Source organism: Lutibacter litoralis, from assembly GCF_014646675.1.
Classification (GTDB): domain Bacteria; phylum Bacteroidota; class Bacteroidia; order Flavobacteriales; family Flavobacteriaceae; genus Lutibacter; species Lutibacter litoralis.
On sequence record NZ_BMNS01000001.1, the window covers coordinates 387,148 to 407,989 of the forward strand.

Consider the following 20,842-nt stretch of genomic DNA (forward strand, 5'->3'; position numbering starts at 1 on the left):
CAAAAACGCAACTTTCCATACCAAAAACCGTTTCCCACACGCATAAATATTGTAAAACTGAAATGAAAAAATTAGCAAGTATTAAGATAAATAGTCAAACAACACATGGAATCAACGAAACAGTTTAAAGATAGAATACAATTACCTTTTACGTTTGATGTGGAAAAAATGCTTGTAGAAGTACACGCATTAAAACAAGAACATTATGAATATTATAAAGTTATTTCATTGCGCGCTCCTGCTCATTTGGTTGACACATCATTACCTTTTCCTCCACCTGCAGAAGATTATGCAGAAGGTTCTTGGACCAATTGGATGGATACACCTAATTTAGAAAGATCTCCTTATTTAAAAAGCATAATCAATAAATTTAACGAATACACGACGGTTAACTTGGTTCGATTATTATTTTTAGCACCAAATTCTGTTGTTGAAGAACATACAGATCCTACTTTAGCCTTGGAGGAAGAAAAATCAATGATTCGACTTACCATTCCTATAGATAATAATGAGGGCGTTGAGTTTTTTTTGAATGACACTTTAGTTCCTATGAAAGTTGGAGAATGCTGGTATTTGCGTCTATCCGATAGGCATCGCGTTATTAATAAGGGATCTGTCGACCGTATCAATTTAACAATCGATATCATACCAAATGATAAGATTATCGAAATCATTAATAGTATTCATCAAGAATTTTAAATATATTTAACTAATAAACTACGAATAAGAAAAATTTAATCCTAATCGGAATTTCAAGCCTTTTTGCTAAATTTATGGTTACGGCGGAATGATACTCGCGTACCATTCGGCACGAAACCATAGCCAAGACCGTTGTAAAATCCTTGTGCTTAGGATATTATAAGAGAACTAAACCAAAAGCTATAAAAAAAAGAATATTTAATTAAAAATAACAACCACAATCAATAGTTATAATAGGGAATCAAAAAGAAGTATTCCAGTGTAAAATTGTCAAATCCTGCAACAAATGGTTTATCTACCTCTTTTATTTATTACAAAAAATTAAACGTTCTAAATTAGCTGCTAAATATAAATTTAATAACAATGAAAAAAATATTTATTTGCAGTTTATTTATTGGAATATTTGGTATTAGTTATGGTCAAGAATTCACTCAACAGGCCGATAGTTTAAAAAATGAAGGATTACTTATGCCTGCATTACAAAAGCAGTATGCAGCCTTAGCACAAAACACATCAACAGAAACTTACTATAAAATGGCTTCAATTTATGCTCTTTTATGGACTGCCCAAGCAAGAGATTCTGCATTTGTTTATTTAAATAATGCACTAAAAAAAGATGCAACTTTAAAAGTTCTTTATGACCCATCTTTTTTGAGTTTAATTGAAGATAAAAGATGGGAAAAAATTGAAGATTCTCAGTTAAGCAAATATGAATCCGAAAATGAATTTATTAGAAATAAAACTTTTGCTCGGGAATTATTTAGAATGATTATTAAAGATCAAGGTTTTATGTATTCAGGGAATATTGAAAGAAAAAAGTACATGCAAAATGGAGGCTTTTTTAGCACACCTGCAATCTATCCCATTCTTGCTATGGAAGAAAAAAATCATAAAGAAAATACTGAAAAACTCTTAAATCTGCTAGACAAATACGGTTGGCCTACAGCTTCTCAAGTTACCGAATATGCCGCAGCTGGAGCAGCTCTTATTATTAATCACACTAATTATGAGATTAGATCTAAGTATTTTCCTATGCTAGAGAAAGCTTTTAAAGATGGCGAGGCTCAGCCGCTGCGATATGCAAAAATGAGAGATCGCCTGTTAGTTGAAGAGGGTAAAAAACAACTATTTGGAACACAATGGAAATTCGAAAATTCAAAACGTGTGCCGCACCCAATTAAAGATCCTGAATATGTAGACAAGCGAAGAGCTGAAATAGGATTAGGCTCTTTAAGTACTTATTTGAAAGAAAGATTTGATATTGAATGGAAGATTGAACAGAAACAATAAGTTTTCCCACATTTCATATACTTGCTCATTATTATCAAAATTAATTATAAATTTGTTTAGTCTTTTGGGTGTACTTCTTTTTAGGGTCCGTAATTATTTTTTCCTAAATTTATAGTTTAAACCATTTAACTAAACAAACTCAAATGCATTATAATCAATACCCATTATAATGAACTAAATGGAAAAAACAATATTTGAAATATCTAAAATGGATTGTCCATCAGAGGAAAATCTAATTCGAATGAAATTAGACGGAATTTCAGGTATTGTAAATTTAGACTTTGATATTCCTAACCGAAAATTAACAGTTTTTCACAACGGAGAAATAGAACAAATAGAAAAATCTGTTAAAGAACTAAATTTAGGTGGAAAATTAATCTCAAGTGTAGCAACCGACCAAACTGAATTTAAGGAAAATGCAAACCAAAAAAAGTTACTTTGGTCTGTACTTGCAATAAATTTTGCTTTTTTTATTATTGAAATTACAACAGGAGTTATTTCAAAATCTATGGGACTTGTTGCTGATAGTTTAGATATGCTTGCCGACAGTTTTGTGTATGGAATTAGCTTATTTGCAGTTGGTGGAACTATAATTAAGAAAAAGCGGATTGCAAAACTTGCTGGATATTTTCAAATTACACTTGCGGTTATTGGGTTTGTGGAAGTTTTAAGGAGATTTTTGGGAGACGAGAATCTTCCTGATTTTTCAACAATGATTATAGTTTCTATTTTTGCTCTTATTGCAAACGGAATTTGTGTTTACATTTTACAAAAGTCAAAAAGCAAAGATGAAGCACATATGAAAGCAAGTATGATTTTTACTTCAAACGATGTGATTATAAATTTAGGAGTAATTTTAGCTGGATTTTTAGTTCATTGGTTAAATTCTAACAAACCTGATTTAATTATTGGAACCATTGTTTTTATACTTGTAATTCAAGGTGCATTAAGAATTCTAAAACTTGGACGATAAAAAAGCACAGGTTACAATAAAATACCTAAAAAATTGCTACTTTCTAACTAGCTTTGAAAGTTATTAGAATTAATTTTAAGCATCAAAAAATTGTAAAACCATAATATAAAATTTGAATTTATCAGAGTACATAAATAAAAGAAATGGTGCACCATTAGGAGCAAGTAATTCGCTCAGAAATATGTTAAAACGTTCTTTAGGAGCAGGAAAATTTTCAATATTTTGGAAATTTTGGAATCCTATTTGGAGTTATTATTTGGGAAAATATATTTTTAAGCCATTAAAAATTATCTTTCCTAAGGCACTGTCTCTATTACTCACATTTGTATTCTGTGGCTTTTTACATGATGTAGCAATAATGCTAATAAATAGGAATTTTACATTACTATTAACCCCTTGGTTTTTATTAATGGGCTTATGTGTGATTTTAGGAGATTATCTAAAAATTGATTATTCAAAATTTCCATGGATAGTTCGAGCTTTTATAAACATACTAATAATTTCAAGCTGTTTAATACTTGCTTATCAACTAAGAATCTGAAAAAACCATCAAGTATAAATATAAAACAAACTAATTTTAGCAATTGCTAGTGCGTACGTAATTATTATTTGATTTCTATTTGTTAATTTAGTTACTTAAACACGAAAATAAATAATAGACAAAAACCGCTAACAAACTATATTTAAATGAATTTAATAGAGCTTAAAATACTTCAAACAGTAATAACAATTTTGTTATTCTTTCTAATTAGAACACTAATTATTAAAATAATTAATAGAACTGTTGCCAAAAATTTATTGCAAAAAACGCGAGGAAAAATTATAAAGAAATTTTTTCAAATAATCCTCGTAATCATTGTTTTAATATTTATACTAACTTTTTGGGGAGTAGATCAATCGGAATTATTTATGTTTTTGGCTTCGGTGCTAACCGTTATTGGAATTGCATTATTTGCGCAGTGGTCTCATTTATCTAATATCACTTCAGGAATTATAATTTTTTTTAATCACTCAGTCAAATTAGACGATACCATTTCTATTATTGATAAGGATTTTGATATTGAAGGAAGAATAAGCGATATAGGCCTATTTTTTGTGAAATTAAAAACAAATGAAGGAGAAGAGATCTCTTTGCCTAATAATATTTTCTTGCAGAAGATGATAAAAAGAAAAATTAAATAACAGTAAAAATAGCATTGCATTAATTATTCCAGTTAATACAAAAGAAAAAACTAGATTTGTTGTGTTAGAATTTCCAATCTAGTATACATGATAAATATAATTAAAGCTGAAATTAAGCATGCAGCGTTAATAGCTCAAATTGGTGAAAAAACTTTTTGGGAATCGCACGGAGTAAGTGCTTCTAAAGCCAATATTACTGAGTTTGTTATTAAAAAATATACTAAAGAAACTATTGAGAAAGAATTAGTAAACCCGAATAATTTGTATTATTTAATCTATTATGAAAATAAAATTGCTGGATTTTCTAAAATCGTATTAAATACTCCAAATGGTAATATTCCATTTAAAAACGTGACCAAATTAGATCGATTTTATTTATTGAAAGCATTTTATGGACAAAAATTAGGACAAATTTTATTCGATTTTAATGTGGAATTGTCTAAAAAAAATCAACAAAAAGGAATTTGGTTGGCAGTTTGGGTAGAAAATAAAAGAGCTATTAATTTTTACCAAAAAGCTGGTTTTAAGGTTGTTGGTAAATACGATTTTCAAATATCAAAAACGCATTTAAATCCTAATCATATTATGTATTTAACGTATTAATTTAGATTGAAGTCAAGTTTCATTCCCGTGAAAACGAGCATCTTTAGCAAATTTTATCGGAGTACAACCTTTGCAGTAGCTACAAGCTAAATTAGTGTTATAAATTTAATTACAACTCTAAGAACTCTGAGTTAACTAAAATTTCATCTAATTGTAAATCGTGCGTTTCCAGCGGAATTTTTTCAACAATTTGAAATGGATAACAGATTCCTATTTTTTTTGAATTTGAATGTTGCTCCATAAAATTATCGTAATAACCACCACCATATCCTAACCTATAATTAGCTTTATTAAAAGACAATCCCGGAACAATAATTAAATCGTACGAACCAAAATATTCTGTTGCATTTGCTGGATAGCTTGTTCCAAATACTCCTTTTTCTAGTTGGTTTAAAGATGCTAATACCAGATGCTGTAACCTGCGTTTTGGTAAGGTTTTAGGGGTTACAACCGTAATTCCATGAGTTAACATTTTATCAATTAACGGAGTAATATCAATTTCTGATCCCATCGGTAAATAGCAATGAACTTTTTTAGATTGATGTGTTTTAATGCTGTTCCATAACGAATGACAAACCCATTCATCGTATTTTTTCTTCTCAGGATTCAATAATTTTGATCGTTTTAACAGCATTTCTTTACGTAAAATCTTTTTTTGATCTATAACAGACATTCAGTTTTTATTTGAAATTAGCGCGAATAAATATATTCAATATAAATTAAAATCCGTTTATCTTTATCAAAACAACTAATAAAAAAGTCTTATGATTTTAAAGCTTAGCGAATTATTTATTCCAGACTCTAAAAAGCAAGTATACACAAAACAAGAGTTATTTATGCTAAAATTAAACAGTAATTTTATAAAAAATATGGAAGATTTGTTACATATAAGCTATCTTAAAACTACTACTTTTAAAGTAAATTTATGTTTTGAAAACAATAATGAAGTTCAACCGGAATTTAGATCTGTTTTCACAAAAACAGATATTATTTTCTATGTAAATACTTTTTTAAATAAAGATATTTTAAATATTGAAACAGATACAATACAATTACCACACAGCAAAACTAACTTTTGGGAAATGGTAAAAAAAGGTAGATAAAAATTGTAACTTAACACATTAAAATAAACAAGAAAATGCTATTAATTGACAAACCTTTTGCATCAGATTTTTTAATAAAAACTATTAAAGATAATAAGTTTCCAATTATTACAACAGCAGCTTCAAAAAGTATGATTTCTGATACATCGTTAAACTGGATTTCTGAAAAAGAAGCCGTAGAACGGTATAAAAATGAGTCAGATTTATTGTTGTATTCAAATTCTGAGAATGCCATTAGTTGGATAGAAAAACATTTGAAATTTTCTAGATTACCGAGTCAAATTCAGCTTTTTAAAAACAAAATTTTATTTAGAGAATTGCTTAAAGATGCTTTTCCTAATTACTTTTTTAAAGGAGTTCAGCTCACAGAATTGACCAAATTAGACGCATCAAAATTAAAATTTCCATTAATATTGAAACCGGCAGTTGGCTTTTTTAGTTTGGCAGTTCATAAAGTAGATAATGCTTCAGAATGGAAAAAAGTTGTAGAAAATATTGCACAAGAAATTGAAGCTTTTAAGGGAATGTATCCTAAAGAAGTGGTAGATGTTTCTGATTTTATTATTGAACAATATATTGAAGGTGAAGAATATGCAATAGATTGTTATTTTAATAAAAATGGCGATCCAGTTGTACTAAATGTAATGCATCATATTTTTTCTTCAGATAAGGATGTAAGCGACCGTGTGTATAGCACTTCAAAAGAAATTATAGAAAAACACAAGTCAGAAATTGAAGGTTTTTTAAAAATTGTTGGAGAAAGGGCACACTTAAAAAATTTTCCAATGCACGTTGAAATAAGAGTCGATAGTAACAATGCTATTATTCCAATAGAAATTAATCCGCTGCGTTTTGGTGGTTGGTGTACAACAGGAGATATGTCCTATTTTGCGTACGGTTTTAATTCTTACGAGCAGTTTTTATATCAAAAAGTACCAAACTGGAATACAATTTTTGAAACTAGAAAAGACACATTTTACAGCCTAATTGTGTTAGATAACAACTCTGGAATTAATGAAAAAGACATAGCCTCTTTCAACTATGAGTTGCTGTTAAAAGATTTTAAAAAGCCTTTAAATTTAAGAAAAGTAGATTTTAGAAAATATGCAGTTTTCGGGTTTTTATTTATTGAAACTTCCAAAGAAAATAAAAGTGAACTCAACAATATTTTAACTTCAAACCTAAGAAAATATATTACCGTTAAAAATACAGATTAAAAAAATTAGGGATGATTAAAATAGTGAGAACAAATTCTAAAAACCAAGATTTTGTAAACCTTGTAAAACAATTGGATGCATATTTAAAAATTTGCGACGGTCCGGATCATAGTTTTTACGATCAATTTAATAAAATTGACGGTTTAAATCACGTAGTAATTGCTTTTGAAAACAATATTTCAGTTGGGTGCGGGGCATTTAAAATTCATGAAGGAAACTTTATTGAAATAAAACGCATGTATGTAGCTCCTTATGTTAGAAGAAAAGGAATTGCTTCAAAAGTATTAAAAGAATTAGAAACTTGGGCAACAGAATTAAACTTTTCAAAATGTATTCTTGAAACTGGGAAACAACAACCAGAAGCAATTGAATTATATAAAAATTGTGGATACTCAATTACAGCAAATTTCGGGTTTTATGAAAATGTTGAAAATAGTGTTTGTTTCGAAAAATTGTTGTAATTTTTTAAAATTCTAACTTTAGAATATTAATTATAAAAATTCAAATTATGAAATTAGGTGCATTTTCTGTGAGTCTTAGCGTTAAAGATATTCAGGCTTCAAAATTATTTTATGAAAAGCTTGGGTTTTCAGTTTTTGCGGGTGAACTCGATAAAAACTACCTTATTATGAAAAATGGGAACGCTCTAATTGGTCTTTTTCAAGGAATGTTTGAAAACAATATTTTAACGTTTAATCCAGGTTGGGACGAAAATGCCAATGCATTAAATGAATTTAACGATGTTAGAGAAATTCAGAAATCCCTAAAAGATAAAGGTATAAAACTTGAAACTGAAGTTTCAGAAAACACTTCTGGACCAGCAAGTTTTGTAGTTTTAGATCCTGATGGAAATGCAATTTTAGTAGATCAACATGTATAATCTTTTGCATTTATTATACTAAGTATTTTCGATTATATTTACCAAATAAATTTTATTAAATGAAGCATCTATTAGTTATAGTTTTACTGTTTGTTTTTCAAATAAACGTTGCACAAGAAGATTCCACAAGAGGATACAAAGTAAAAGTTGGAGAGCAAGCACCAGATTTAAATTTTACATTATTAGACGGAACCCAACATACAAACCAAAGTCTAAAAGGCAAAGTTGTAGTATTGCAATTTACAGCTTCTTGGTGTGTAGTTTGTAGAAAAGAAATGCCACATTTAGAAAAAGAAGTTTGGCAAAAATTTAAAAATGAAGATTTTATTTTAATAGGAATCGACTTAAAAGAAGATTTAAAAAAAGTAGAACGATTTATTGCGCAAATGAAGGTAACCTATCCTTTTACTATTGATGAAGACGGCGCTATGTTTGAAAGTTTTACCTTACCAAAAGCAGGAGTAACCAGAAATATTGTGCTCGATAAAAACGGAAAAATTATTTTTCTTTCACGTTTGTATGACGAGAAGGAATTTGCTGAAATGATTGCAATTATTGACACTGAATTAAAAAAATAACTTCTTTTATGGAAAGAAATAAGAACGAACCTCAACAGCAACCTAACAATCCGTTACACGGCGTAAAATTAGCTGAAATTTTACAATATTTAATTTCCGAATATGGTTGGGAGGAATTAGCTGAAATTGTGAAAATTAACTGTTTTAAAAGCAATCCAACCATAAAATCGAGTCTTAAATTTTTAAGAAAAACTCCTTGGGCAAGAGAAAAAGTAGAAAATTTGTATTTAAGAACAATTAAATAAAAAAGTACTTTTTAAGCAAAGAACATACAAAATGGCTAAAGATATACTGCTTATTACGCCTCCTTTTACACAACTAAATACACCATATCCGGCAACAGTTTACTTAAAAGGATTTTTAAATACCAAGCAAATAAGTTCTTTTCAAATGGATTTAGGTATTGAAGTAATTGCAGCGTTGTTTTCAAAAAGTAGTTTAGAAAACCTATTTAATGTTGCGCTTGAAAATAACAGTATCACTTCTCAAAATTCGCAGCGCATTTATGCTTTAAAAAATAGCTACCTTTCAACAATTAATCCTGTAATTTCTTTTCTTCAAGGAAAAAACGAAACACTTGCTAGGCAAATTTGCACTACTTCATATCTTCCAAAAGCGTCAAGATTTGATCAATTAGACGATTTAGAATGGGCTTTTGGTTCTATGGGAATTCAAGACAAAGCAAAACATTTAGCAACCTTGTATCTTGAAGATCTATCAGATTTTATTAAAGAATGTGTAGATGAAAATTTTGGATTTAGTAGATATGCAGAACGTTTAGGACAAAGTGCCAATAGTTTTGATGAATTGTACAACAATTTGCAATTAGAGAAAACATATATTGATACTATTACGCTTGAAATATTAGATAAAAAGTTAAACACCATCCAACCAAAATTAGTGTGTATTTCTGTGCCGTTTCCTGGGAATTTATTCAGCGGATTTCGATGTGCACAATTCATTAAAAAAAACTATCCAGAAATTACAGTCTCTATGGGTGGTGGATTTCCAAACACAGAATTACGTAGCCTTTCAGATGTTCGTGTTTTTGAATTTTTAGATTTTATTACTTTGGATGATGGGGAATTACCAATAGAAATATTATGGAATTTCGTTAAAAATCCTTCCGAAAAAGATTACAACTTTAAAAGAACATTTTTAAAAGAAAATAATAAGGTAGTTTATAATAATCTAGTAACTAAAAGCGATTATAAACAAAGCGAATTAGGAACACCAGATTATACCGATTTACTTTTAGATACCTACCTTTCTGTAATAGAAATTGCAAATCCAATGCACAGTTTGTGGAGCGATGGTCGTTGGAACAAACTCACAATGGCACATGGATGTTATTGGGCAAAATGTACGTTTTGCGATATTTCTTTAGATTATATTAAAATCTATGAACCAATAACTGCAAAATTATTGGTGGATAGAATGGAAACAATTATTGAAACCACAGGAGAAAGCGGATTTCATTTTGTTGATGAAGCTGCTCCTCCAGCATTAATGAGGGCTTTAGCACTGGAAATTTTAAAACGAGATTTAACTGTTACTTGGTGGGCAAACATTCGATTTGAAAAAAGTTTTACCAAAGATTTATGTGCACTTTTAAAAGCATCGGGTTTAATAGCGGTTTCCGGCGGATTAGAAGTAGCATCTGATCGTTTATTAAGACTAATTGACAAAGGTGTAACTGTGGAACAAGTGGCTCAGGTAAACCTTAATTTTACCGAATCTGATGTTTTAGTGCACGCTTATTTAATGTATGGTTTTCCAACTCAAACCGAACAAGAAACAGTTGATAGTTTAGAAATGGTGCGTCAATTATTTAGGTTAGGTATTATTAACTCTGGGTTTTGGCATCAATTTTCGTTGACAGCGCACAGTCCAATCGGTTTACATCCAAAAGATTATGGTGTACTTCCAAATTATAAAAAAATTACGTTTGCCAATAACGATGTTGAATTTAAAGATGTTACAGGAATAGACCATTCAAAATTTAGTTATGGTTTAAAAAAGTCGATTTTTAATTTTATGCACGGAATTGGTTTTGATGTTGATTTGCAAGAATGGTTCGATTTTAAAATTCCATCAACCACAATTCATCCTTATTTTATTGAAGACTGTTTAACTTCAGAAGAAAGTTTAACAACTAAAATGTCAGCTAAAATAGTTTGGTTGGGAGGAACTCCATTGGTTTCTTACACTTCAAAAACAAAAAGAGGAAAAACACGAGAACTTATTCAATTAGCGTTTCATACTAAAAACGAACTTTTTGAAACTTCATTAGAAAAAGATAAAGGAGAGTGGCTGCTTAATACTATAGAAAAAATAGCTATTCAAAAAGGTAATTCGCTTACATTTCAACAATTAAAAGCAGATTTTGAACTATATTTTAACGATTTTGAATTGTTTTGGTATTCAAAACCAATTAAATATTTAAGAAATTATGGGTTGTTGGTTTTGTAGGTTAAAACCATTAACAATGTTTTAATAAACTTGTTATTCCTGCGGAGGCAGGAATCCAGACTAAAATTTTAAAGATTCTTTTTTTTAAAGGAATGACATTGGTGTCTTAAACTCTTGAACAATTAAAAAAACAACTCACTTATTTTACTGTATCTTTGCAAAAATCTTGTTTTAAAAAACACCTATGCAATTTAAAGACTTACAGCTAAATAAACCTATTTTAAAAGCCATCGAGGCTAAAAATTATACTTCTGCAACACCAATACAAGCGCTAACTATTCCACTAGTTTTAGCAAAAAAAGATGTAATTGCATCTGCACAAACTGGAACCGGAAAAACAGCTGCTTTTGCATTGCCAATTTTACAATTGCTTTTTGATAAGCAAGATGCGGGTAAAAAAGGAAAAAAGGTAAAAGCTTTAGTAATTAGTCCTACCCGAGAATTAGCCATACAAATTGAAGATAATTTTGAAACATATAGCAAATTTACCAATTTAAGAACTGCTGTTGTTTATGGCGGAACTTCTATAGAACCACAAAAAGATGTGTTAAAAAAAGGTGTTGATATTTTAGTTGCTACACCAGGAAGATTACTAGATTTACACAAACAAGATTGCTTAAATTTAGATTTTATTGAAATCTTGGTGTTAGATGAAGCCGATTTAATGTTAGATATGGGTTTTATAGACGATGTTCGTAAAATTGAACGTTTATGTCCTAAAGAAAAACAAATATTGTTATTTTCTGCAACAATGCCAGCCAAAGTAGTTCAGCTGGCAAATACAATTTTAAAAGATCCAGAAACGGTAGATGCAACACCAACTTCTTCTGCAGCAAAGAATGTAAATCAATTATTATTTTATGTTCATAAACAACATAAAATGGAGTTGTGTCTACATTTGTTAAGAAACACCATAAAAGGAAATATTTTAATTTTTAGACGTACTAAAATGGGTATTGCTAAACTTGAAAAAATGTTAAAAGGAAATGGTTATAAAGTAGACAGTATTCATGGTGATAAAACTCAAAACGACCGAGAAAAGGCACTGAATAATTTTAAAGACGGTGCCATAAATATTTTAATTGCAACAGATGTTGCAGCACGTGGAATTGATATTGATAATTTAGATGCTGTTATAAATTTTGACATTCCCAATGTTTCTGAAACCTATGTGCACAGAATTGGAAGAACTGGAAGAGCAGGAAATACGGGAAATGCATATTCATTTTGTTCAGCAGATGAAAAAACGTATATTAAAGATATTCAGCAATTAATAAATACTGCAATTCCGGTAATAGACGAACATCCGTATGTGTTAGATCCTAAAGCAAAAAGAGAAGTACATAGAACACCAGGGAAAAGTAAACATAAATCAGGAAGAAAATCGGCAGCATCAAAAAAGAATAAAAAGCGTTGGTATTAATTAATAATCGCCATTACAAGTGAGAAGTAGAAAAAAATATCTTAAATTAAACTCAAAAAGCTTCATTTGAACTTGCAACAGCGATGATTTTAAACAAACAAACAAAATCAGTTAACAAAACTGATTTATATTTTCAACAGAATGAAATTTACCTTTTAGCAATAGGTTAATAGGCGTTTTGTTAGATAAGTTGTCTGAAACAGGACATCTATTTTCAATTTTCGCCATCCATTCTTCTAAAATTTCTATTGGAGCATTACAATCTGGCTCAATAGAAACATCAATTCTTTTATAACCTGCACGATCTTCAAAAGACGATCCAAACAGGCGTTGTAGATTTAAATTACCACACATTTTAATTTTTATATTACGCAATTCAAATTTCATTTCTTTTGCAATTACGTGTCCCATTACATTTATACAACCACAAAATGCAGCAAGCATAAATTCAACAGGATTTGCACCTTCATTAGTGCCACCAAGACTTTCGGGTTCATCAATTATAATCTCAAAACCTCGAGCTTTTACAACAGTTTTAGTTGGGTTTTCACTATGTGCTTGAACCCTAAATTTTAAATCTTCCATTTTTATTTTTTATGAGGTTTTTATTACACCATAAAATTACGAATAAACCAAAAGTTGCATTTATAAAGTGAAGTGAATTTTGACATAGAGAAGGATGTAATATTACATTCTAAACACGATTTAAAATGGTCATTTTTTTGTTGAATATTTCGAAAAAATATTTTTCCTTAAAAAGGATAGGAATAAGTAACTATTTTAAATAAGTAATTTTTACAGATATTTAAATGAATTTAGTACTTTTAAACATCAATTTTTTAGTTTGTATTTATGAAAAATATATGCACAATTTTTTTGAGTTTTTTATTTGTAATTAGTGGTTTTAGTCAAACCGGAAAAGTTTTTGACAACCTAACAATCAAAAGTTCTATTTTAAAGATGGAACGGAAATTTGCCGTTTATTTGCCGCCAGATTACGAAACTTCACAAAGAAGTTACCCAGTATTATATTTACTACACGGAATGGGCGATGATCAAACTGGCTGGATTCAATTTGGAGAAGTACTTCGTATAACAGATGCTGCAATTAAAGATGGCACAGCAACCCCTATGATTATAATTATGCCTGATGCAAATACAGAAAAGGTTGGATATTTTAATAGTATTGAAGGCGATTGGAACTATGAAAACTTCTTTTTTGAAGAATTAATACCTACTGTTGAAAAAATGTACAGAATAAAAAGTGATAAAAGATTTAGAGCCATTGCGGGACTTTCAATGGGTGGCGGAGGTTCATTTATGTATGCATTACATCGACCAGATTTATTTTCTTCTGCTTGTCCGTTAAGTGCATATGTTGGTCCTTTATCTGTTGAGGATTTTAAAATTAGACTGCAAAGAACTGAGGTTACAATAAAGGATGAAGCTAAAATACAATCCTATTTTGAAAATCACAACGCGGTTTCTTTAATTGAAAATATGCCAGCAGATAAATTGAAATCAGTACGTTGGTTTATAGATTGTGGTGACGATGATTTTTTATATGAAGGTAATAGTTTGGTACATATTGCACTTAGAAAAAAAGAAGTTCCACACGAATATAGAGTCAGAGATGGCGGTCATAAGTGGTCGTATTGGCGTGAATCTTTACCTGAAGTTTTAAAATTTGTTTCTGATGCTTTTCATCAATATTAGTTAGAAGTTTGTCACCTTAATAATACATTAATTATGCTATTTCGATTTGTTACATTCAAACGAATTGATGTAGTTCATTAATAGCCTTAAACGCACATATTTGTTTAACAACTCTATTCAATGATTTAGTTCCTAATTCGATATTATATTTAAAACATGATATTTATCATATAAAAGATAAGGTTTTAGCAATAGATTGTAAGTTCTTATATGCAATAATGTTATTTTAGTTTATTGTATACCAGACATAAAATTGCTCCCCAAAGGATATTTTGAAGCCCCAAAATTAATAATAATTAATCGGTATATTATGGGTTTAAATTACTTTTTTTATTCAATCAAAAAAGAACATTTTTTACATTTTATTGTTTTAGTAACTACATTGATTTTCATACCAGAAATGGTAAATTCTCAAACACGAGGAGAGAAAAGCTCGTTTTCAAAAGATCTTTTATTTGAAAAAAAACTTTTGAATTTTAATTTAGACCAGTCTCCAACTATTGGTTCTTCTTCAAGAGTACAATTTTCACAAACCATTTCAAATACAAATAATTCAGATATAGGGAATGGGGTAATAAAAGACATTCTAGGAGCTAGTGGAATTGACATACCCGATTGGCTTTCTAATTTAACCGGAGGAGCAAGTTTTTTCTGCTCCGATATTACACCTGTTTTCAATGCTAGTGCTTCAATTAATGTTGGAGGATATTATCAAACAAAATCTGTTGGAACTTCAAATGTAGAAGTTATTTATCCTGTAAAAGTATTTGTTGAATTCCCAGAAGAAAACACTTTTGCTTGCGGTGATTTGATTAAAATTACCACATCATATTCAATTCTTGAACCTACTAACAAAAATAAACTAAAGGTTACACCTCCGTTTATAACACAAGAAATAGGTGCGGTTTTAAATAACCTATCCTTTGATGCAGAATTTGGGCTGGATGCTGAGGTTGGATTCGGTGTTAGTGTAGCCGGTGTAGAAATTTGCTCTAACAAATTATATTTTGATAAGAAAAAGTCTTTTTCCTTTAAACCAACAATTCCTAATTTACCTCCATTAGTTACAGTTTGTGAACAGGCTTTTGGGACTGGCGCTAATGAATCTTCATTACTATCTTGTAGTTCTCCAACTGAAGCCAAACCATTATTAAAATTGGGGCAATTTATTCTTGATGATTATAATAGTAGACATAATACCAAATATACTTTTGCTACTTTTCCAAATATAAATACAGTAGTAATTGCGCCACCTGATTTTGCTACATCATTAGATGCTCCAACTATTCCTGAATTAGAAGGGGTTTTCAAAAATACTCAGAGTTACCCTTTAACCTTTAGTAGTGATAATGAAGTTAAAAAATTAGTGTATTCTGGAAGTCAAAACGCGGTAAGTAAGATGTCTATAGACTTGATTTCATTTTTAGATTATTCAAAAATTTCAACAAGTTACAGTCTTGGTAGCGGAGCAGGTATTGTAGATTTGGGTGATGTAGCTCCTGTTTTCACAATGAACCAACATATGAATTTTGAATTTTCTCCAACCATAAATTTAACGATAGATTTAGGAGAGAGTATGAAATATGAAGTATTTAACAATGAAGACATTTCAGTAAGAAACGGAACAGGAAGACTTGTTGATATAGTTGCTGGTCAATATATTATGGCACAATTTCCTCAAAATTGTTCAACTCCAATAAATGCCAGTGGATCTTCCTATTTAAATGGAAATTTCAAATCTAAAATAACTCAAGATTATTACAAAAGTATTCAGTTGAAGTTTGGTGAAATAAAATTAAAAGATGTAATAGATCTAACAATATTAAATAAAACAATTGGAAATTCAAAATTCGGTTCAAAAAGCATTGTTGATAGTAGTTTAATGCTTGAAACTAATCATTTTTCATTACCTTCTTTTGTTTTAGATCCAGAAGATCCAATTATAACTATTGATGATGTTACTATTGAAGATATGCGTAATTTGGGGAATGGAGAAAAAGCCATTGTTTATAAAGTTCAGGTTAGTAATGGTGGTGATGTAAAACTAAATGATGTTCGTTTAGAATTGGATTTAGAAAAAACATTTAAAACAGCTAAAGCATATTCAGTTTCGTGCTTATTTAGTAATGCTTTTTCAACCAATTTAAATTTTAACGGAAATGCAGAAAAAAATCTTTTAGGAAATGGAAACTCTTTAGAAATTGGAGAATCTAAATACGTAGAAATTTTAGTAAAAGTAAAACCTGAAATTGCAAAAGCAGGCTCAGGAGGCTGTTTTGATTCTGTTGATTATAGCACCTCATCAAAAGCATTTGCAATAAGTCCTATTGGCACAGCTATTGAAAATAATTACAATCAATGTACAAAGACCACTACAGGAAAGGATATTATAGCAACTGCCGGTATGGGGGCAAGTGTAATTAATGATATTAACGATTATACTATTTACGGTTGGGATTTAGTTAAATTCGACAAACCTCATAAAACTTCTATGGGGAATATAGGTTCTAGTGGCGATGTTATTTTTGAAAATACTTCAAAACAAAATTCAGCTCCTACAATAATTATTGGTGATATTCAAGTTGGAAAACAGTTATTTATTCAAGGTGAATCTAAAATTGAAGCCGACTATATTTTAATTTATGAAACTATAAAAATGCCTAATAAAAAAGGTGAATTTACACTAAATGGCACTTATATTGAAAACTCTAGTTGCGTTGCAACTCAACCAATAATCACCTTAAATAGTCCAAAAGTTACAGGTAAAAATAAGGTTATAATAAGTAAAAATACTTTAAAAGTAATACCTCCAGGAAATTATAGAGAAATTGTATTCTTTGAAGGCTCAGAAGCTGTTTTTACTAGTGGAATTTACAACATTGGAAGATTGGCCGTTTTAGGTAATAACACAAAGATACAGTACAATATTTTAAGCCAAAAGGTGAGGTTAAATATTGATACTTGGCAAATAAATGGTAAAAATATTCAAATGAATTTAACAAATGGCAATGTTAATAATGTAATTTACAATTACTCTGGAAAACAGCCTATTTCATTTAATGCTTCAAATGTGAAAGGACGAATTTTTGCACCAAATGCTAAGGTTGAGTTTTCAGAATCAACAAGCATGGAAGGTACTTGTTATGCTAAAACAGTGAATTTTAAAACAGGTTCTTATTTTATTGGAGCTAAATTCCTTAAAGAGTTAATAGTAAATCCAAATTGTCAAGATGTTTTAACTCCTAATAACGGAATATATGCAAAATCAAATCTAAACAGTTTTAGTTCACTTGTTAAAGAAGAAATCTTGAGTAAACAACTGTTTACAGTTAATGTATATCCAAACCCAACAAAAGATATTATTACTATTGAAGGAATGCCTAATAATTTAGAGGTTATTATTAAAGTATTTAACTCGATTGGACAACTTATCTTACAACAAAAAAACAATTCTACAGTTGAAAGTATTAGCTTAGAAAGTCTACCTTCTGGTTTATATTATATTCATATTGAGGGTACAGATTCAACTATCATAATAAAAGAATAAATTAACAAAAAGCGTTACAATAGTAGGTGCTACTTATTGTAACGCTTTATATTTTGGGCTATTTCTAGACTATAAAACTCCAGGCAACAATACGTGTAACTTTATTTCCTTGATGCATTGGAATTGTTTTAACTTTAGTAGCGCCTAATTTTTTTAATGAAGGAATCATACTTTCAGCATTTTCTTTTTTTGAAACCAATGTGGTGTACCAAAAACACTGTGTTTTAAACATAGAGCTTTCATATAGATAGGTATGTAAAAATGCCTTTTCACCACCTTTATACCATAGTTCTTGTTGTTTACCGCTGAAATTTCTAGCTTCATCTGATTGTTTTCCCAATCCTTCTAATTTTCGAGCATTGGCTAGCATAGCTTCTTCTTGTGAACGATAAAAAGGTGGATTGCACATTGTTGCAGAAAATTTAGCTTCTTCATTTAAAATTCCCTGAAAAATTTGAGAAGCATCTTTCTGTTGTTTTAGTTTAATAACTTCAGAAAGTCCATTTTTTTTGATGATCTTTTCTGTCCTGTCTAACGATTTTTTATCAATATCGGTTCCAACAAAACTCCAATTAAATTCGGCATTACCCAATAAAGGATAAATACAATTTGCTCCAGCACCAATATCTAACACGTTTATATTGTTTTCTATGTCAGAACTTTTTAATAAGTCGTTTAAATAATGAATATAATCTACACGTCCGGGAATTGGCGGACATAAATTATCATCAGGGAAATCCCAAAATTTAATATTGTAATATTTAAATAATAGCGCCGTGTTTATCGCCTTAACAGCTTTTGGATTAGCAAAATCTATCGTTTCAGTATTATAGGAATTTACAAATACAAAATCTTGCAATAGAGGGTAGGCCTCACATAATTCTTTAAAATTATAACCTTTGTTATGTTTGTTATTTGGATGTAGATTGTTTTTAGGTGCCATATTTTATATAAAGTGTAAAAGTACTATTTAAAACTTTAAGATAAATTTAATATTTACAAAGTGAATGAACGTTCGTTTTGTGAAAAAAATGCACTATATTTGCACTTTATCAAAACAATCATATGAAATCAAAAACAATTAAAATCTGGAATATTTTAAAAATAGTAATTGCATTATTTATGATATATGCAGGAATACAACATTTTATCAAACCAGCTTTTTTCATGCCTTTTGTTCCTGAATTTTTACCGTTAAAAACAACTATAATTTATGCATCGGGTGTTGCTGAAATTTTAGTGGGCGTACTTTTATTAATTAAAAAATATGCTAAAATTGGTGCTATTGGAATTCTTGTGTTGTTATTCCTTTTTTTACCAATTCATATTTGGGATGTTTTTGCAGAAGCACCAGCAATTGGAAGCCAAAAGGCTGCTTTAATAAGGTTGCCTATTCAATTTTTACTAATTTTTATAGTGTGGAAAATAAAAAATAGCGTTTCAACTAACAATATTAATAATGGCTAAAAGAGTTAAAAGTAACGAAAAAAGGATTGCCTTATTAAATGCAACTTTAAGTTTGGTTATAAATAATGGTTTTCATGCTGCACCTATGTCTAAAATTGCAAAATTAGCGGAAGTTTCGCCTGCGACTATTTATATTTATTTTGAAAATAAACAAGATTTAATCAATCAGTTGTATTTAGAAATAAAAGCATCATTTAGCAATCAAGCTTTTAAAAATTACGATGTTAATCAACCTATAAAAGAAAGCTTTCAACAAATTTGGTTCAATATTGCAAAATTTAAAATAAATAAAGTTGAAGAGGCTAATTTTTTATCGCAATGTGACAATACTCCTATGATTGATGAGGAGAGCAGGCAAAAAGGATTAAAGCACTTGCAACCTTTGTTAGATTTATGGGAAAGAGGACAGCAAAAAGGCATTATAAAGTTAATTTCACCATATTTATTATATGCCTATACCATTTATCCATTGGCGTTTTTAACAACAATGCAACAAAACGATTCCTTTAAATTAACTGAAAAAAATTTGAATGAAGCTTTTTTGGCAGCTTGGAACAGTATAAAAGTATAATTATGGGAAAAACAGCAATTATCTTAGGGGCAACTGGGCTAACTGGCGGAATTCTACTTCAAAAATTAATTGAAGATAAAAGGTATACAACGGTTAAATTATTTTCAAGAAATAAAATTGAGGGATTACCAATTAAAGTAAAACAATTTATTGGAAATCTTCTTGAATTAGAAAACTTTAAAAAAGATTTTATAGCAGATGAAGTATTTTGTTGTATTGGAACTACAGCAAAAAAAACACCAGACAAAACTGTTTATAAAGCTATTGATTATGGAATTCCTGTTGCAGCTGCAAAACTTTCAAAAGAAAACGGAATCAACACTTTTTTAGTTGTTTCTGCATTAGGAGCAAATGCAAATAGCAGTGTTTTTTATAATAAAACGAAAGGTGAGATGGAACAATCTGTTCTTTCAAAAAAAATTAAAAACACCTACATTTTACAACCTTCAATAATTGAAGGAGACAGAAAAGAAACTAGAATTGGAGAAAAAATTGGATTGGTACTATTTAAAATATTCCAACCTTTATTCTTCGGAAAATTAAAAAAATATCAAATTACAGAAGCTGAACATATTGCACAAACAATGATCAACTTGGCAAATTCGACTTCAATAAAAAAAATAATAACATCTTCAAGTATCAAGTTACTTGCAAAAGTATAACGTATTTAAACATCATATCAAATGAAAAAATATTTTAATAAAACAAGTATCATTCAAAACATATCGAGAATTTTGTTAGGTGCTTTTATGCTCTATGCTGGAATAGGACACCTAACCTTCCTTAGGATAGAGTTTCAAGCACAAGTTCCAACTTGGATAACTACAGACAAAGGGTTTATGGACTTTATTGTATTAGCATCAGGAGTGGTAGAAATTATTTTTGGTATACTAATGATTGTTGGAGGTAGATTAAAACTTAAAACAGGTATTGTGTTAGCAATATTCTTCATCCTTATTTTCCCTGGAAATATTAATCAATATGTAAATCAAATTGACTCTTTTGGCTTAAATACAGATAGGCAACGATTAATTAGGTTAATTTTTCAACCTGTTTTAATTATCTGGGCTTTGTGGTCTACGGGGGCACTTAAATATTTAACAAGAAAAAATTAAAGAAAT

23 protein-coding genes are annotated in these 20,842 nt (G+C 29.5%); 20 read left to right on the top strand and 3 right to left on the bottom strand.

What is annotated here, in order from left to right:
• Nucleotides 1-105 precede the first annotated feature (105 nt).
• From IEW75_RS01705 to IEW75_RS01730, 6 genes are all read left to right on the top strand, one after another.
• Nucleotides 106-699, top strand: a complete 594-nt coding sequence (locus tag IEW75_RS01705) for an aspartyl/asparaginyl beta-hydroxylase domain-containing protein (RefSeq protein WP_134248310.1) — start codon at nucleotides 106-108, stop codon at nucleotides 697-699.
• A 363-nt stretch (nucleotides 700-1,062) separates the two neighbouring features.
• Nucleotides 1,063-1,989: a DUF6624 domain-containing protein gene (locus tag IEW75_RS01710; protein ID WP_134248311.1), complete on the top strand. Its 927-nt coding sequence runs from the start codon at nucleotides 1,063-1,065 to the stop codon at nucleotides 1,987-1,989.
• 178 nt (nucleotides 1,990-2,167) lie between these two features.
• On the top strand, nucleotides 2,168-2,962 hold the full coding sequence (locus IEW75_RS01715) for a cation efflux transmembrane domain-containing protein (protein WP_134248312.1): 795 nt from the start codon (nucleotides 2,168-2,170) through the stop codon (nucleotides 2,960-2,962).
• Between the two features lie 112 nt (nucleotides 2,963-3,074).
• Entirely contained in the window at nucleotides 3,075-3,503 is a 429-nt protein-coding gene (locus IEW75_RS01720) for an MBOAT family O-acyltransferase (RefSeq protein WP_204744205.1), read from the top strand.
• Between the two features lie 146 nt (nucleotides 3,504-3,649).
• Entirely contained in the window at nucleotides 3,650-4,144 is a 495-nt protein-coding gene (locus IEW75_RS01725; protein ID WP_229714369.1) for a mechanosensitive ion channel domain-containing protein, read from the top strand.
• An 87-nt stretch (nucleotides 4,145-4,231) separates the two neighbouring features.
• Nucleotides 4,232-4,747, top strand: a complete 516-nt coding sequence (locus tag IEW75_RS01730; protein ID WP_134248313.1) for a GNAT family N-acetyltransferase — start codon at nucleotides 4,232-4,234, stop codon at nucleotides 4,745-4,747.
• Nucleotides 4,748-4,856: 109 nt separating this feature from the next.
• Here IEW75_RS01730 and IEW75_RS01735 read toward each other — a convergent pair whose 3' ends face one another.
• Nucleotides 4,857-5,420, bottom strand: coding sequence for a 5-formyltetrahydrofolate cyclo-ligase (locus tag IEW75_RS01735; RefSeq protein WP_134248314.1), 564 nt, complete (start codon nucleotides 5,418-5,420; stop codon nucleotides 4,857-4,859).
• 91 nt (nucleotides 5,421-5,511) lie between these two features.
• Here IEW75_RS01735 and IEW75_RS01740 point away from each other — a divergent pair, with 91 nt between their 5' ends.
• The 8 genes from IEW75_RS01740 (at nucleotide 5,512) to IEW75_RS01775 (ending at nucleotide 12,420) form a co-directional block, all read left to right on the top strand.
• Complete coding sequence (locus IEW75_RS01740) at nucleotides 5,512-5,850, top strand: hypothetical protein (protein ID WP_134248315.1); 339 nt, start codon at nucleotides 5,512-5,514, stop codon at nucleotides 5,848-5,850.
• A 35-nt stretch (nucleotides 5,851-5,885) separates the two neighbouring features.
• The gene (locus IEW75_RS01745) at nucleotides 5,886-7,067 is read left to right on the top strand and encodes an ATP-grasp domain-containing protein (protein WP_134248316.1); all 1,182 of its coding nucleotides are present in this window, start codon (nucleotides 5,886-5,888) and stop codon (nucleotides 7,065-7,067) included.
• Nucleotides 7,068-7,078: 11 nt separating this feature from the next.
• The gene (locus IEW75_RS01750; protein WP_134248317.1) at nucleotides 7,079-7,528 is read left to right on the top strand and encodes a GNAT family N-acetyltransferase; all 450 of its coding nucleotides are present in this window, start codon (nucleotides 7,079-7,081) and stop codon (nucleotides 7,526-7,528) included.
• A gap of 47 nt (nucleotides 7,529-7,575) precedes the next feature.
• The gene (locus IEW75_RS01755; RefSeq protein WP_134248318.1) at nucleotides 7,576-7,947 is read left to right on the top strand and encodes a VOC family protein; all 372 of its coding nucleotides are present in this window, start codon (nucleotides 7,576-7,578) and stop codon (nucleotides 7,945-7,947) included.
• A 59-nt stretch (nucleotides 7,948-8,006) separates the two neighbouring features.
• Nucleotides 8,007-8,525, top strand: coding sequence for a TlpA family protein disulfide reductase (locus IEW75_RS01760; protein ID WP_134248319.1), 519 nt, complete (start codon nucleotides 8,007-8,009; stop codon nucleotides 8,523-8,525).
• Between the two features lie 8 nt (nucleotides 8,526-8,533).
• On the top strand, nucleotides 8,534-8,770 hold the full coding sequence (locus IEW75_RS01765; protein ID WP_134248320.1) for a VF530 family protein: 237 nt from the start codon (nucleotides 8,534-8,536) through the stop codon (nucleotides 8,768-8,770).
• A gap of 31 nt (nucleotides 8,771-8,801) precedes the next feature.
• Nucleotides 8,802-10,997 (top strand): B12-binding domain-containing radical SAM protein, encoded by a 2,196-nt coding sequence (locus IEW75_RS01770; protein WP_134248321.1) that lies wholly within the window; start codon nucleotides 8,802-8,804, stop codon nucleotides 10,995-10,997.
• Nucleotides 10,998-11,181: 184 nt separating this feature from the next.
• A complete protein-coding gene (locus IEW75_RS01775; protein ID WP_134248322.1) occupies nucleotides 11,182-12,420 on the top strand; it encodes a DEAD/DEAH box helicase in 1,239 nt (412 codons plus the stop codon).
• 111 nt (nucleotides 12,421-12,531) lie between these two features.
• On the opposite strand, the gene IEW75_RS01780 is transcribed toward IEW75_RS01775, so the two are convergent.
• The gene (locus IEW75_RS01780; RefSeq protein ID WP_134248323.1) at nucleotides 12,532-13,005 is read right to left on the bottom strand and encodes an OsmC family protein; all 474 of its coding nucleotides are present in this window, start codon (nucleotides 13,003-13,005) and stop codon (nucleotides 12,532-12,534) included.
• Between the two features lie 375 nt (nucleotides 13,006-13,380).
• Here IEW75_RS01780 and IEW75_RS01785 point away from each other — a divergent pair, with 375 nt between their 5' ends.
• On the top strand, nucleotides 13,381-14,136 hold the full coding sequence (locus IEW75_RS01785) for an alpha/beta hydrolase (RefSeq protein ID WP_229714370.1): 756 nt from the start codon (nucleotides 13,381-13,383) through the stop codon (nucleotides 14,134-14,136).
• Nucleotides 14,137-14,518: 382 nt separating this feature from the next.
• A complete protein-coding gene (locus IEW75_RS01790) occupies nucleotides 14,519-17,683 on the top strand; it encodes a T9SS type A sorting domain-containing protein (RefSeq protein ID WP_188703953.1) in 3,165 nt (1,054 codons plus the stop codon).
• A gap of 64 nt (nucleotides 17,684-17,747) precedes the next feature.
• Here IEW75_RS01790 and rlmF read toward each other — a convergent pair whose 3' ends face one another.
• Nucleotides 17,748-18,626: a 23S rRNA (adenine(1618)-N(6))-methyltransferase RlmF gene (gene rlmF, locus IEW75_RS01795; RefSeq protein ID WP_134248326.1), complete on the bottom strand. Its 879-nt coding sequence runs from the start codon at nucleotides 18,624-18,626 to the stop codon at nucleotides 17,748-17,750.
• A gap of 122 nt (nucleotides 18,627-18,748) precedes the next feature.
• Between rlmF and IEW75_RS01800 the strand changes: the two genes are divergently transcribed.
• Genes IEW75_RS01800 through IEW75_RS01815 form a run of 4 tightly spaced genes read left to right on the top strand, consistent with a single transcriptional unit; the run spans nucleotide 18,749 to nucleotide 20,836 of the window.
• Nucleotides 18,749-19,150 carry a DoxX family protein gene (locus IEW75_RS01800; protein ID WP_134248327.1) on the top strand — a complete coding sequence of 134 codons (402 nt, stop codon included), beginning with the start codon at nucleotides 18,749-18,751 and terminating at the stop codon, nucleotides 19,148-19,150.
• Nucleotides 19,143-19,721, top strand: a complete 579-nt coding sequence (locus IEW75_RS01805; protein WP_134248328.1) for a TetR/AcrR family transcriptional regulator — start codon at nucleotides 19,143-19,145, stop codon at nucleotides 19,719-19,721. The genes IEW75_RS01800 and IEW75_RS01805 overlap by 8 nt, the downstream gene beginning before the upstream one ends.
• A 2-nt stretch (nucleotides 19,722-19,723) precedes the next feature.
• Nucleotides 19,724-20,383 carry an NAD(P)H-binding protein gene (locus tag IEW75_RS01810; RefSeq protein ID WP_134248329.1) on the top strand — a complete coding sequence of 220 codons (660 nt, stop codon included), beginning with the start codon at nucleotides 19,724-19,726 and terminating at the stop codon, nucleotides 20,381-20,383.
• 21 nt (nucleotides 20,384-20,404) lie between these two features.
• Nucleotides 20,405-20,836 (top strand): DoxX family protein, encoded by a 432-nt coding sequence (locus IEW75_RS01815; protein WP_134248330.1) that lies wholly within the window; start codon nucleotides 20,405-20,407, stop codon nucleotides 20,834-20,836.
• Nucleotides 20,837-20,842 lie beyond the last annotated feature (6 nt).